This is a genomic window from Agromyces aerolatus (assembly GCF_031432255.1).
Classification (GTDB): domain Bacteria; phylum Actinomycetota; class Actinomycetes; order Actinomycetales; family Microbacteriaceae; genus Agromyces.
The window spans coordinates 376089-389025 of the sequence record NZ_JAVKGQ010000002.1; the positions used below are offsets into that span (position 1 = coordinate 376089).

At 70.2% G+C, this 12937-nt stretch carries 15 protein-coding genes; 7 read left to right on the forward strand and 8 right to left on the reverse strand.

Translation table 11 applies throughout. The features are described 5' to 3' along the window. Positions 1 to 66: 66 nt before the first annotated feature. The 3 genes from RH864_RS04665 to RH864_RS04675 are packed head-to-tail and all read left to right on the forward strand — an operon-like array spanning position 67 to position 3037. A complete protein-coding gene (locus RH864_RS04665; protein WP_310516351.1) occupies positions 67 to 1299 on the forward strand; it encodes a CaiB/BaiF CoA transferase family protein in 1233 nt (410 codons plus the stop codon). A gap of 49 nt (positions 1300 to 1348) precedes the next feature. Further along, positions 1349 to 2128 carry an SDR family NAD(P)-dependent oxidoreductase gene (locus RH864_RS04670; protein WP_310516352.1) on the forward strand — a complete coding sequence of 260 codons (780 nt, stop codon included), beginning with the start codon at positions 1349 to 1351 and terminating at the stop codon, positions 2126 to 2128. Positions 2129 to 2143: 15 nt separating this feature from the next. After that, entirely contained in the window at positions 2144 to 3037 is an 894-nt protein-coding gene (locus tag RH864_RS04675; protein WP_310516353.1) for a TIGR03619 family F420-dependent LLM class oxidoreductase, read from the forward strand. On the opposite strand, the gene RH864_RS04680 is transcribed toward RH864_RS04675, so the two are convergent. The 6 genes from RH864_RS04680 to RH864_RS04705 form a co-directional block, all read right to left on the reverse strand. Further along, on the reverse strand, positions 3013 to 3846 hold the full coding sequence (locus RH864_RS04680) for an NAD(P)-dependent oxidoreductase (protein WP_310516354.1): 834 nt from the start codon (positions 3844 to 3846) through the stop codon (positions 3013 to 3015). The genes RH864_RS04675 and RH864_RS04680 overlap by 25 nt on opposite strands. Next, on the reverse strand, positions 3843 to 4436 hold the full coding sequence (locus RH864_RS04685) for a nuclear transport factor 2 family protein (protein WP_310516355.1): 594 nt from the start codon (positions 4434 to 4436) through the stop codon (positions 3843 to 3845). Before RH864_RS04685 ends, RH864_RS04680 begins: the two co-directional genes overlap by 4 nt. Then, the gene (locus tag RH864_RS04690; RefSeq protein ID WP_310516356.1) at positions 4433 to 4960 is read right to left on the reverse strand and encodes a nuclear transport factor 2 family protein; all 528 of its coding nucleotides are present in this window, start codon (positions 4958 to 4960) and stop codon (positions 4433 to 4435) included. Before RH864_RS04690 ends, RH864_RS04685 begins: the two co-directional genes overlap by 4 nt. Before the next feature lie 2 nt (positions 4961 to 4962). Further along, positions 4963 to 5775, reverse strand: coding sequence for an SDR family NAD(P)-dependent oxidoreductase (locus tag RH864_RS04695; protein WP_310516357.1), 813 nt, complete (start codon positions 5773 to 5775; stop codon positions 4963 to 4965). An 86-nt stretch (positions 5776 to 5861) separates the two neighbouring features. Next, on the reverse strand, positions 5862 to 6350 hold the full coding sequence (locus RH864_RS04700; RefSeq protein ID WP_310516358.1) for a nuclear transport factor 2 family protein: 489 nt from the start codon (positions 6348 to 6350) through the stop codon (positions 5862 to 5864). 64 nt (positions 6351 to 6414) lie between these two features. After that, complete coding sequence (locus RH864_RS04705) at positions 6415 to 7263, reverse strand: SDR family NAD(P)-dependent oxidoreductase (protein ID WP_310516359.1); 849 nt, start codon at positions 7261 to 7263, stop codon at positions 6415 to 6417. Between the two features lie 122 nt (positions 7264 to 7385). Here RH864_RS04705 and RH864_RS04710 point away from each other — a divergent pair, with 122 nt between their 5' ends. After that, positions 7386 to 8132, forward strand: coding sequence for an SDR family NAD(P)-dependent oxidoreductase (locus RH864_RS04710; RefSeq protein ID WP_310516360.1), 747 nt, complete (start codon positions 7386 to 7388; stop codon positions 8130 to 8132). Positions 8133 to 8238: 106 nt separating this feature from the next. On the opposite strand, the gene RH864_RS04715 is transcribed toward RH864_RS04710, so the two are convergent. Beyond that, the gene (locus RH864_RS04715) at positions 8239 to 8535 is read right to left on the reverse strand and encodes a Dabb family protein (RefSeq protein WP_310516361.1); all 297 of its coding nucleotides are present in this window, start codon (positions 8533 to 8535) and stop codon (positions 8239 to 8241) included. Positions 8536 to 8815: 280 nt separating this feature from the next. Between RH864_RS04715 and dctP the strand changes: the two genes are divergently transcribed. The 3 genes from dctP (at position 8816) to RH864_RS04730 (ending at position 11722) form a co-directional block, all read left to right on the forward strand. Continuing rightward, complete coding sequence (gene dctP / locus RH864_RS04720; RefSeq protein ID WP_310516362.1) at positions 8816 to 9937, forward strand: TRAP transporter substrate-binding protein DctP; 1122 nt, start codon at positions 8816 to 8818, stop codon at positions 9935 to 9937. Positions 9938 to 10088: 151 nt separating this feature from the next. Beyond that, on the forward strand, positions 10089 to 11300 hold the full coding sequence (locus tag RH864_RS04725; protein WP_310516363.1) for a cytochrome P450: 1212 nt from the start codon (positions 10089 to 10091) through the stop codon (positions 11298 to 11300). Beyond that, a complete protein-coding gene (locus RH864_RS04730; RefSeq protein ID WP_310516364.1) occupies positions 11294 to 11722 on the forward strand; it encodes a nuclear transport factor 2 family protein in 429 nt (142 codons plus the stop codon). Before RH864_RS04725 ends, RH864_RS04730 begins: the two co-directional genes overlap by 7 nt. An 18-nt stretch (positions 11723 to 11740) precedes the next feature. On the opposite strand, the gene RH864_RS04735 is transcribed toward RH864_RS04730, so the two are convergent. Continuing rightward, positions 11741 to 12937: a Bcr/CflA family efflux MFS transporter gene (locus RH864_RS04735; RefSeq protein ID WP_310516365.1), complete on the reverse strand. Its 1197-nt coding sequence runs from the start codon at positions 12935 to 12937 to the stop codon at positions 11741 to 11743.

The window sequence follows — 12937 nt, forward strand, 5'->3', positions numbered from 1 at the left end:
ATCCTAACTATACTTAAGATGTTGCTGTTCCGGACGATGGCGCCCGGGACGTCAGGAGGTTCAACGATGACCGAAGCTGCTGCTCCCACCGGGCTCCCCGCCCGGCCCCTCGCCGGGATCACCGTCGTCGAGGTCGGTGTCTGGCATGCCGGTCCGGGCGCCGGCGCGATCCTCGGAGATCTGGGAGCGGAGGTCATCAAGGTCGAGAGCCTCGAGGGCGACCCGGAACGGGGCGAGGGCGGCACCCTCACGCTGAAGTCGCAGGCGATCGACACCCCGGGCTGGAGCCTCATGTTCGAGCTGTCCAACCGCAACAAGCGGGGCATCGCGCTCGACCTCACGTCGGACCGCGGTCGCCAGGTGCTGCATCGGCTCGTCGAGCGAGCCGATGTCTTCCTGACGAACCTGCGCCCCGGTGCCAAACGGAAGCTCGGGATCGACTACGAGAGCCTCGCCACGGTCAATCCGGGTCTCGTGCACGTCAATGTGTCGGGGTTCGGGTCGGAGGGCCCGCTGGCCCAGGAGGGCGCGTTCGACACACTCGGTCAGGCCCTCGCCGGAATGTTCTACGTGACGGGCCACGAGGTGCCCCAGCCGCTGCCCGTGGTCGTCGTCGACCAGCTCACCGCGCAGACCGCGGCGCAGGCCGCGATCACCGCACTGCTCGCGCGGGAGCGCAGCGGGGGAGAAGGGCAGGACGTGCATGTCTCGCTCTACGGCTCGGGCGCCCTGCTGTGGTCGGCGCAGCTGCTGTGGCAGGCCGCGCTCGACACCACGCCGATCGTGACCTACGACCGCATCCAGAAGACGCCGCTGCTCTCGGTCTACCGGTGCAAGGACGACCACTGGGTCGTCGGGACGAACCCGGGCCGCGCGCTGTGGCCGACCTTCGCCGAAGCGATCGGGGCCCCCGCGCTCGGCGAGACGCCCTGGGACGTCGACGACCGCGCGTCGCAGGAGGCGCTGTACGCCGCGATCGACCCGCTCATGCTCGAGCGCACCGCCGCGGAGTGGGTCGCGTACCTGCGATCCAAGGGGCTCCTGTTCGCGCCCGTGCAGGACTTCGAACAGGTCCTCGCCGATGAGCAGGCCCGCGCGAACGGCTACGTCGTCGAGGTCGACCACCCCCGGCTCGGAACCATCCCGCTGCCCGGTTCGCCGTTCGCGTTCGGCAAGCAGCTCACCTCGCAGTGGACGCCCGCACCCGAGCACGGCGGCCACACCGACGAGATCCTGCGCACGCTCGGCTACGACGGCGACGACATCGCCGCGCTGCGCGAACACCGCGTCGTCGTCTGAGCCGACGACGACCACGACCAGACCACCCAGCGATCGAAGGAGATCGAGAATGACGAAGCACGCGCTCATCACCGGTGCCGGGCAGGGCATCGGATTCGGAATCGCGACACGTCTCGCGGCGGACGGCTTCCACGTCACCGTGACGGACCACTCGGCCGAGCTCGCCGAGCGGGCGGCGGCGCGCCTTGGCGGAACCGCGATCCGGCTGGACGTGAGCGACGCGGAGAGCGTCGACGCGGCGGCCGCACTCGTGCCCGAGCTCGACGCGCTCGTGAACAGCGCCGGCATCTATCCGTGGCTCGGATTCAGCGAGATCCGGGTCGAGGACTTCGACCGGCTGTTCCACGTCAACGTGCTGGGGCCGATCCTCACGACGAACGCGTTCGCGCCGGCGCTGGCCGCGGGCGGCGGCGGCGCGATCGTGAACATCACCTCGATGTCTCAGGACCATGCGTCGCCGGGCGTGAGCGCGTATTCGGCCTCGAAGGCCGCGGCACACGGCGTCACGAAGCTCGCGGCGCTCGAGTACGCCGATCGCGGGATCCGGGTGAACTCGGTGGCGCCCGGCACGATCCAGACGGAGGGCATGCAGAACGCGCTCGCCGACGGCGAGGCGCCGCGCGACTCGGCGCTCATCCCGCTCGGGCGTGCCGGCGCCCCCGCCGACATCGCATCCGCGGTGTCGTTCCTCGTCGGCCCGGACTCGGCGTACATCACGGGCCAGTCGCTGACCGTCGACGGCGGGTACACCACCGCCCTCTTCGACTTCTACCGAGCCGCCAACTACGGCTCAGCGCGCGCCTCGACGGAGGCGCTGGGCCAGCGGTAGCGGACGGTGCACGCCGTGAAGTACACCGTCGAGTTCCCGCTCTCCGCCGTCTCGGACGCCGACGACGTCGACACCATCGCGCGCGCGGTGGACCGCCTCGGCTACGACGCCCTGGCGTTCACCGAGCACCCGGCGCCGTCGCAGGCCTGGCTCGACAGCGCGGTCGGCCACCTCACCTTCGACCTGCTCGGGTCCCTCGCGTATTGCGCCGCGATCACCGAGCGGGTCAGGCTCATGAGCTTCCTGGTCGTGCTGCCCTACCATCGGCCATTCATGCTCGCGAAGGCGCTCTCGACGATCGACGTGCTGTCGCGCGGCAGGCTCACCGCCGTCGTCGGCGCCGGATACCTCCGCGCCGAGTTCGACGCGCTCGGCGTCCCGTTCGATGAACGGAACGCGCTGCTCGACGAGACGCTCGCGCTGCTGCCGGAGATCTGGTCGGGTGAGCCGGTCACTCGGTCGGGATCCGGTTTCACGGCCGCGGACATCGTCAGCCGGCCGGCCCCCGTGCAGCCCGGGGGACCGCCGCTCTGGATCGGCGGCAACGGCCCTCGCGCGAAGGAGCGCGCGGCGCGCACCGGCGGATGGAGTCCGCTGTTCATCGGCGGTGACCGTGCGTCGTCGATCGGCACGACCGCGCTCACCGATGCCGACCAGCTCGCCGCCGGCATCAGGGAGGTCCGGAACCGTGCGCGCGTGCTCCGCGGCGAGGACGCCGAGGTCGTGGTGCAGGCCCTGACCCCGCACTCCCGCGTGATGTTCGCCGAGCACTCGGTGGCCGAGCACCGCGACCTCGTGGCGTCGCTCGCCGAGATCGGCGTCGACTGGTTCGTGATCCGCGCGCCCGGTCACGACGCGGCGGCCGTGGTCGACGCGCTCGAGTACTACGCGGGCGAGCTCAGGCTCTGATCCTCGGCCGCGATGAGCTCGCGCACGACGCCGTCGAGCAGTCCCAGGTCGAGGCCATCGAACAGGTCGCCGTAGTTGAGGATGTCCTTCACCACGAACGGCCTGACCATCTGGGCATGCCTCGTCGGATCGTCGTCGAACGTCAACGCGGACTCCAGATGCCGGCTCGTGACCCCCGTTTGGTTGACGGCCGTGAGCGCCGCGGCCGGGTCGAGGCCGAGCTGGCCGGCGAGCCGAGCCGCGTCGGCGATCATCGCGGTCTGCGTCGCGGTCAGCAGCACGTTCAGGATCTTGGTGCGCTGGCCTGCGCCGACGTCGCCGACGTGGATGATCGTGTTCGCGTACGTCTCGACGAGCGGGACGACGCGCTTCCGGGTCTCCGCGTCGGCACCCATCAGCACTCTCGTCCGCCCGGCGGCGACGTCGGCGGGCCGGCCGTCGAGCGGCGCGTCCGAGACGGCCACCCCGCGTCCGGCGGCGAGCGCGACGAGCTCGGCGATGGTGTCCGGCGGGCACGTGGTGTGCACGAGCAGCGTGCTGCCCGGCTTCATCGCGGCGATCAGCCCGTCCTCGCCGAGGCAGAGCTCGCGAACCTGCCCGGTCGTGTACACGCACACCGTCATGACGTCCGCGCCCCGCGCGGCCTCAGCGGCCGACGCGACCGGGATCGCCCCGCACGCCGCGGCCGCGGCCGCGCTCTCGGGGCGCCGGGCGTAGACCCGCACCGTGTGGCCGGCTTCGACCATGCGCCGCGCCATGGGCGCGCCCATGCTGCCCAGGCCGACGAAGCCGACCTCCACGGCCGTCACCGGCCCGCCCGCACGGCGGACGCCGGCACGCCGGCGCCCGCGAGGAGCCGATACGACGCGTCGTCCGGGCCGCGGCTCGCCGCGAACGCGGGGACGCCGTCGACCGGGGCGACCGCGCGGGCCGTCTCGGCCGGGTTCGTCATCTCGGTGACGAGATCGTTCACGTACTCGCGTTCGGCGATCACGAGACGACCGTCACCGGTCTCGGCCCAGCGGTCGATGTAGCGGCCGTACCCGACCCGGTCGACGAACCGCTCGCCGTCGCGGCGACGGAGCAGCGAGGTGACATAGGACTCGCTGACGAGTTCGCCCGACGGGTTCCGCTCGATGAACACGTTCGCGATGCGATGCGCGTTCAGCTCGAGCTTCTCGTGGAAGGGCCAGACCCAGTCCATGAAACCGGGGGCGTCACCGACGTAGATCCCGCTGTAGTTCAGGACCGCGTCCTCGCCGAACGGCGAGAGCGCGACCTCCCGGTCGAACCGGTCGAGGCCCCGGCAGTACGCGGCGAGCGCCTGCTCGATCTGGTTGCGCTCGTCGGCGCTGACCTGCGCGCCCGCGGTCCGGCCGCCCGCTGCCACGGCGGTCATGCCCGCAGCAATCGGTACGAGGCATCCGTCTCGTCGCGCGCCCAGGTGAGGGCGCCGCCGCCCGACTCGGGCCGCACCGCCGACAGATCCCGCTGCTCGTGCGGGTAGGCACGGGTCGCGTCGCGGACGTAGTCGCGCTCGACGATCACGAGCCGGCCGTCCTGCTCGGCCCAGCGGTCGATGTACCGCCCGTTGCCGAGGTTGTCGACGATCGCGCCGTCGTCGGTCGTCGTGCGCAGCAGCACCTGCACGTACGACTCGCTCACCAGGTCACCCGCGCCGTCGCGCTCGATGAAGATGTTCACGACCCGGTGGACGTGCACGAGCATGCGCGCGTGGATCGGCCAGATCCAGTCCATGAACTCGGCCGGGGTGCCCTGGAAGATGCCGCTGTAGACGAGGCGGGCGTCGGTCGCGAACGGCGAGAGCGCGAGCTCGCGGTCGAATCGGTCGAGGCCCCGGCAGTAGGCGTAGAGTCCCTGGCTGATCTGATTCCGCTCCTCGGCGGTGACGTCGTAGGCCACGGTCAGCTCACCCCCACCGGGTTGCCGGCCGCGAGGCGTGCGGCGCGCTCGCCGATGGTCCTGACCCGCTCCGCGGGGTCGGCGGCGATCCGGCCCTGCACGAGCTCCTGCACCTTGCCCTCGATCCAGATCGGGCCGTCGGCGACCTGGTCGAGCGCCTCGCGGGCGATGTCGGCGGGCTCGGCGGCGCCGTCGACCCGGCCGTAGGCCTTGACCATGGTCGGGGTGTTCGTCTGACCCACGACCGGGGTCAGGACGTCGATGCCACGCTGGCCGAGCTCGAACCAGAGCGCCTCGCCGAGCGTGTGGCTGAACGCCTTGCTGGCGGCGTACAGGGCGAACCCGGGCGAGCCGCCGAAGCCCGCCACCGAGCCCATGAGCACGAGCGCGCCGCGCCCGCGGGGCGCCATGAGTCGCGCGAAGTGGTGGACGAGGCGGGCCTTGGACACGTAATTGCGCTGCAGCCGGCCCGCGAGCATCTCCCAGTCGTGTTCGATGAACTGGCCGTAGTTCGGCTCGGATCCGACGTTGTAGACGAGCGCGCCGACCTCGAGCCCTTCGGTCGCCGCGATGACCTGCTCGGCGCCCTCCGGCACCGAGAGGTCGACCGCGAGCGTGCGCACCTCGGCCCCGGGGTTCGCGGCGCGGATCTCGGACGCGGCCTCGTCGAGCGTGGCCTGCGTGCGAGCGACCAGGATCGGGTTGATGCCGCGGTGCGCGAGCTCGTTCGCGAACGCCGAGCCGATGCCTTCGGATCCGCCGACGACGACGGCCCACGGGCCGTACTTCTCGGCGAACGCTGCATGATCTGTCACGGTGACTCCTTCGTCATGGTGCGAGTGGTCATAGTGCGGGTCGGTCACGGTGCGCGCCGTGCGGGCTCGCACGTGCGCGCCGGGGGTCAGGCGAGCGGGTCGATCCGTTCGACGTAGACGTACAGGCGGGTCAGTTTGAGCGAGGCGATCTTCCACTCGCCGTCGACCTTGCGGTAGGTCTCCCAGTAGTGCCCGGTCCCGCGGAGCCGGTAGCCGTCGGCGGGCCACACGAGCACGTCCTCCATCGCCCAGATGCCGGTCGCCTCGTCCTCCGAGGTGAGCTCGATCTCGGGCTGGTGGCCGTGGTGCGTGGAGATCAGCGGCCCGATGTTCGTCGCGACGCGCTCGACGAAGGCGTCGATGCCGGATGCCGTGACCGGCGCCCGTGATTCGGCCGAGCGCAGTGCGATGAGCTCCTCGGTGAAGCCATTGTCGACCGGGCCGATCGCCGCGTCCTCGGTGAAGACGGCCTTGAAGCCGTCCCAGTCCTTGGTGTCGAGCGTGCGGAAATAGCGCGCCTTGAGCTGGCGGATCGACTCGATCTCGGTCTCGGTGCTGATGGCGGTGTCGGTCATCGGTCTCCTCGGCTTTCGTTGGTGTGGCGCGGTTGGTCGGCTGGTTCCGGATGCCTCGCGCGGCTCACGCCACGGTGAGCTGGTGCCGCATCGGCACCCGGAGGTTCGCGGTGAGGGACAGCCCGCCGTCGACGGCGAGATTCTGCCCGGTGATGAACTTGGCGGCCGGGCTCGCGAGGAAGGCCACGGCCTCGGCGATGTCCTCGGGCGCGCCGAGGACGCCGAGCGGCATGGCCTCGGTGCGCGCCGCGAGCATCTCGCGGAGCTCGTCCTCGGTGACGCCGGGCCGCGACTTCAGCATGATCGGGGTCACGATGGGGCCGGGCGCGACGGCGTTCGCGCGAATGCCGACCGGGCCCCATTCGAGCGCGATCGTCTCGACGAGCCTGATGAGCGCGGCCTTCGCGGGGGAGTAGGCGCCGAGCCCCGGGTGCGGGCTGGTTCCGCTCGTCGAGGTGGTCGCGATGAACGAGCCCTTCGACTCCCGGAGGGCGGGGTAGGCGGTCGACGCGAGCATCCACGCGGCGCGCGTGTGCACGTTCATCACCGAGTCCCACTCTTCGAGCGTGGTCTGGTCGACCAGTCGCCCGAGCTTGGTGTTGCCCGCGTTCGAGACGAGGGTGTCGAGGCCGCCGGCGAACTCGATCGCCTGCCGGGCGACCTCGACGGGGAACGTCGTCGATGCGAGGTCGCCCGCGAGGATGAGCACCTGCGCGCCGCGTTCGCGCTGCGCGTCGGCGAAGGACTCGAGCTCCGGGGTGGCGCGCGTCGCGGTGATGGTGATGCGCGGTTCGAGCTCTCGCGCCAGCGCCGAGCCCACGAGCTTCTCGACGATGGCCGAGCCGATGCCGCCGACGCTCGCGCCGGTGACCAGCGCCCGGTAGGCGCCGTTCGAGGTGCTGCCTGTGACCAAGTCCAGTCTCCACTTCATCGTGTCGCTGCTGGTGCCCGAGGATGGAACGCGCCCATTGCTTGGCGCGTCATCCGTTTTATCCTATAAATGATGGAAACCGAAAGCAACAAGGGAGATGCTTCATGACACGCTATGCACTCGTCACGGGCGCGGGCCAGGGGATCGGCTTCGGCATCGCCAAGCGACTGGCCGACGACGGCTACCACGTCTACACGACCGACTACAACGCCGAGCTCGCGAACGCCGCGGCCGAACAGCTCGGCGGGACGCCCCTCGTGCTCGACGTCGCCGATCCGAAGTCGGTGACGGATGCCTCGGCCAAGGTGCCTGAGCTCAGCGTGCTCGTGAACAGCGCAGGGATCTACCCGTGGTCGCCGCTCGTCGACATCTCGGTCGAGGAGTTCGACCGGGTCTTCGCGGTCAACGTCCGCGGCAACCTGCTGTGCATGCAGGCGTTCCACCCGCAGCTGGCCGCGGACGGCGCGGGCGCGATCGTGAACATCACCTCGATGTCGGCGCTCGCCCCGGCGATCGGCGTGGGCTCGTATGCGGCCTCGAAGGCGGCGGCCGCGATGCTCATCCAGCAGGCCGCGGTCGAGTTCGCGCCCGATGGGATCCGCGTCAACGGCGTCGCGCCGGGCAGTGTGCAGACCGAGGGCACGAACCGGGCGATCAAGGACGGCGAGGCTCCCCAGGCGGCGCCGTTCATCCCGCTCGGCCGGCTCGCCGGCCCCGCCGACATGGCGAGCGTCGTGAGCTTCCTCGCGTCGGACGACGCGGGCTACGTCACCGGCCAGAACATCGTGGTCGACGGCGGGTTCCTCAACAACACGTTCGCGCTGTACCGACAGGTGACGCAGAGCGCGTAGCGCGCAGCAGCCACCGCCCGATGCGATCGCAGCGGCGCCGCCCAAGAGGCGGCGCCGCTGCGGCCTTTCTCGGTGGGATCGGTCGGCGCCCGCTGCGTCGATGCGGTCAGCGGAGCTCGAACTGCACGGCCGTGCGCGACTCCAGATACGGCTCCAGGTACTCCCGGAACAGCTGCATGTGCAGGTCGTGCGCGACGTACTCGCGATAGCCGTCGAGGTCGTCGAAGTCGATGGTGAGCGCGAAGTCGTGGTTGGTGGGGAGGTACCCCAGGTTGCCGCCGACCTGGCAGGCGCGGACCGAGGGGATCTCGTCGGCCGCGGCGAAGAACGCCTCGGTGGCCCGGTCGACGAGGTCGGCCGGCGCGGCATCCGTGAACTTCCAGAGTGAGCAGTGACGAATCATGACCTGGATCCTGCACGACGTCCCCCGGCGACCACAACAGCGCGCGCGGGGTGTTGCGGTTATTTCTTGTATTCCTTATATTCATTGACCACATGTGCCGGCGGGCGTTCGCCAGCGGCGAGCGGTACCCGTGCGCACCGACGAAGGAGTTGGGTGGATGAGAGGCATACGTCAGGCTGGATTTGCCGCGGGGGTGCTCGGAATCGCCGTGCTGCTCGCGGGTTGCGCCGGTGGCGGCGCGCCATCCGAGGGGGGTGACGGCGATGGTGCGCTCGACAGCATGGAACCCATCACGCTGCGCGCCTCGGTGCCGTTCCCGGCCGGCGGCACCCCGGGGACGCTGCTGGCCACCTGGACCGACGAGGTCGAGAAGCGCACCGACGGCAAGGTGACGTTCGAGCTCTACCACGACGCCACCCTGATCCCGGGCGCCGAGTCCTTCTCTGGGCTGGCGTCGGGCCTCGCCGACGTCGGCTTCTTCGCGGCGTCGAACCAGCCGAGCGAGCTGCCGCTCGCCAACTGGCTCGGCCAGTTGACGGTGCCGGTGACCAACCTTGGCTACCCGATGGCGAACCTCGCCGGCTTCCCGGCCTCCGTCGGGGCGTACGCGACCGCGGAGCCCATCGTCGAGGAGCTCAGGGGGCACAACATCGAGCCCATGCTCTACATGTACTCGAGCCCGTTCATGATGGTCTGCACCGATCCGGTCGTCACGCCCGAGGACACGCAGGGCAAGACGATCCGGACGGGCGGGGAGCCGTGGGTCTCCGAGGTCGAGGCGCTCGGCATGACCAACGTGTTCCTGCCCACCCCCGAGCTCTACGAGGCCCTGCAGCGAGGCGTCATCAACTGCGCCTACCTCGCGGCCGACAATGTGGCGACCCTCGGAGTGACCGAGGTGACCACGGCGACCGCGCTGGTCGACGGCGGCGCGAGCTCGGGAGCGCAGATCGGCTTCAACAAGGACAGCTGGGACGCGCTGCCGAGCGAGGTGCAGCAGATCATGCGCGAGTCCGCGGGCATCGCGCAGGCCGCGTTCATGGAGGACACCTTCCGCGTCTACCAGGCCGCCGTCGAGGCGGGGCAGGCCGCGGGGCACACCTTCACGCCGACCGAGCAGCTCAACGCGGTGATCCACGAGCAGCGCGAGGGCCTGCTCCAGGAGCTGCTGTCCTCGCCGCCGGCCGGGATCGACGACGCCGAGGGCATCCGCGACCAGTACGAGGCGTACGTCGACGAGTGGGTCGCCTTCGTCGAGTCCGAGCTCGGCATCGAGATCGTCGATCCGGCGACCGCGACGCCCGAGCAGCTGATCGAGGTCTACCTCGCGGGTGGCGAGGACATCGACTGGGGCGCGTACGCCGAGCAGTTCGAGGCCTTCCTCACCGAGCTCGACCACTGAGTGCCGCACGAGGGCGCCCGTCCATTGCTTCAGCCGATGGCCTGTGTGACTATAATGATTACAGGTTAAGGTTGAGACCGGGTGAGCGCCCTCGTGCGCGGCATCGTGCCACCCCTCAGGCTCGGCATCGTTCAATGGTGAAGGTGACGGTATGACTATCGCGAGTGACCAGACGACCACTGCCCCTCCCGCGTTCCCGCAGCTGCGGGACGACCCGCTGGCGCCGCCGCCGGTCTATCTGGAGTGGCGCGAGGAGACCCCCGCGAAGCTCGTGACGCTGCAGAACGGGAAGACCGCCTGGGTGGTCACCAGGCAGAAGGAGGCGCGTCAGGTCTTCGAGGACGCGACGGTGTCGCGCGACCCCGGGCAGGACGAGTTCCCCCAGGTGCGCAAGGGCCTCAGCATGCGCAGGAACGACCTCGTCATGAACCACATGGACCCGCCGATGCACGGCAGGTTCCGCAAGATGCTCGCGCCGTGGTTCACGATGAAGAAGATCAACGAGCAGCGCGACGACATCCAGCAGATCGTCGACGAGGCCATCGACCGGCTGCTGACGTTCGACACCCCGGTCAACTTCCACAAGGAGTTCAGCCTCGTCATCCCGTCGACCGTCATCTGCCGCACCCTCGGCATCGACTACGACTACCACCACGACTTCGAACGGCTCGCGACCGTCATCACCCGCGCGGGCGCGTCCGCGGAGGACTTCTCGGCCTCGGTGCAGGAGCTCTTCGCGATCGCCGGGCGGCTCGTCGACGAATCGATCGAGAGCCCCCGCGGCGGCGTGCTCCAGGTGCTCACCGACAAGCTCCAGGCCGGCGAGATCACCAGGGAGCAGGCCGTCGCGCACACCTACGTGCTGATCGTGGGCGGACACGAGACCACGGCGCACACGATCTCGCTCGGGTTCCTGCAGCTGTTCCGCGACCCCGCGCTCGCGGACTTCCTGCGCGAGAACACGGACCGGATCCCCGACGCGATCACCGAGATGCTTCGCATCCAGGCGATCAACGACGGCTCGGTCGCGCGCATCACCACGCAGGAGATGGACCTCGGCGGGGTCAAGGTGCCCGCCGGAGCCGGGATCATCCCGCTCATGTCGCCCTCGCATCGCGACCCCCGCGACTGGGAGAACCCCGACGTGTTCGACCTCGACCGCGACAACAGCAAGCATCTCGCCCTCGGCGGAGGCATCCATTCATGCCTGGGCCAGAACCTGGCGCGCGCCGAGCTCGAGATCGTCTTCGAGACCATCCTGCGCCGCATCCCGACGCTGCGGCTCGCCGGGACCGAGAGCGACATCGGGTTCCAGCGCGACGGATTCGTGTTCGGCGTCTACGACCTTCCGGTGGCGTGGTAGCCGGAGTGCCGGCCGAGGTGGAGCCCCAGGTCGAGATCGCCCTGGGGTTCCACCGCACGCTCGAAGCCGGTGATTTCGACGCCTTCGAGGCGCTCTTCACGACGGACGCCGTCAACGAGCTGCCGTTCCACTCGCCCGTGAGCCCTGCGCAGTTCGTGGGTGCCGCCGCGATCGCCGCGGACTATCGCAAGATGATCTCCAAACGTCGCGAGCTCGAGTTCACGATCCACACCGTGACGACCGATGCGGCCGCGAACCGGGTCGTCCTCGAGTTCTCGGGCCGGAGCATCATCGGCGAGACCGGGGCGCTCTACGAGCAGGACTACGTCGGCGTCTTCACGATCGACGGCACTCAGGTCAGCCTGCTGCGGCTGTACGCCGATCCGCAGCGTGCGGCCAAGGCGCTCGAGCCGATCAGGTGAGACGCGCGGCCGGCCTGCTCAGCTCAGGCCGGCGCTGCCGCGCTGCGACCGGCCGTAGAGGTAAGCGGTGAGCGCGATCGCTGCGCACGTGGCGAGCACGACGAAGTACGGCGTCGCCGACCCGGCGCCGTCGAGACCGACGACGGACGCGCCGATCCCGCCCGCGATGAACTGCGCGCCCCCGAGCGAGGCCGAGCCCGATCCGGCGATCTGACGCACCTCCGCGAGCGCGAGTGCGGCCGCGTTGCCCGTGATCAACCCGTGGTTCGCGCTCGCGACGAACAGCACGACGGGCAGGGCCACCAGGGGCAGCACCGCGGCGGGCATCGCCGCGATGACCAGCACCCCGACCCCGACTCCGAGCGTCTTGGCCGGATGCACGCCGCGCTGCGCGAGCACCGCCGACAGGTAGGTCAGCGCGACCATGCCGAGCGAGTTGATCGCGTAGAAGATGCCGAACTCGAGTGCGCTGAACCCGAGCACCGTCTGGTACAGGAACGGCGCGGCGCCCGTGTACGACAGGAGGGCACAGGTCGCCGCGGCTGAGACGAGCAGGAACGCGGTGTACCTGCGGCTCCGGAACACGACGCCGAGATCGCGGAGCTCGACCCGGCTCGTGCGCCGGGCGTGACCGTGGGTCTCGGGGATGATCGCCACGACCCCGACGACCACGAGTGCCGCGACCGGCACGATCATCCACAGCGTGACGTGCCAGGGCAGGAAGCTCACGACCACGCTCCCGAGCAACGGCGAGATCACGGGAGCGAACATGGACAGGCTCACCATCAGGTTGATCTTCCGCGCGAGCGCGAACCCGGTCGCCGTGTCGGACACGATCGCGCGCGCGATCACGACCCCGCCCGCGGCGCCGATCGCCTGGAGCACGCGCGCGATCGCCATGATCGCGAGCGACGGCGCGAGCGCGACCAGCACCGAGGCCACCAGGCACAGCGTCGACGCCAGGATCAGGGGCCGGCGACGGCCGAACCGGTCGGACAACGGGCCGAACAGGATCTGGCCCGCGCCGAACCCGATCAGGTAGAGCCAGTACGTGAGGTGCACGCCCGCGGCGTCGGTGTCGTACTCGACCGCGATCTCGGGGAAGGCCGGCAGGTACAGGCCCGTCGCGAGCCCGCCGAGCGCGGTGAGGACCGCGAGCAGCAGGAGCCGGGTGCGGCCGATGTCGGGAATGCCGTCCGGTTCGCCCGAAGGCAC

Coding starts and splice junctions, on each gene's coding strand:
- dctP (WP_310516362.1), top strand. CDS start 8,816: ATGGAACCCATCACGCTGCGCGCCTCGGTGCCGTTCCCGGCCGGCGGC.
- RH864_RS04670 (WP_310516352.1), top strand. CDS start 1,349: ATGACGAAGCACGCGCTCATCACCGGTGCCGGGCAGGGCATCGGATTC.
- RH864_RS04665 (WP_310516351.1), top strand. CDS start 67: ATGACCGAAGCTGCTGCTCCCACCGGGCTCCCCGCCCGGCCCCTCGCC.
- RH864_RS04710 (WP_310516360.1), top strand. CDS start 7,386: ATGACACGCTATGCACTCGTCACGGGCGCGGGCCAGGGGATCGGCTTC.
- RH864_RS04715 (WP_310516361.1), bottom strand. CDS start 8,535: ATGATTCGTCACTGCTCACTCTGGAAGTTCACGGATGCCGCGCCGGCC.
- RH864_RS04700 (WP_310516358.1), bottom strand. CDS start 6,350: ATGACCGACACCGCCATCAGCACCGAGACCGAGATCGAGTCGATCCGC.
- RH864_RS04685 (WP_310516355.1), bottom strand. CDS start 4,436: ATGACCGCCGTGGCAGCGGGCGGCCGGACCGCGGGCGCGCAGGTCAGC.
- RH864_RS04725 (WP_310516363.1), top strand. CDS start 10,089: ATGACTATCGCGAGTGACCAGACGACCACTGCCCCTCCCGCGTTCCCG.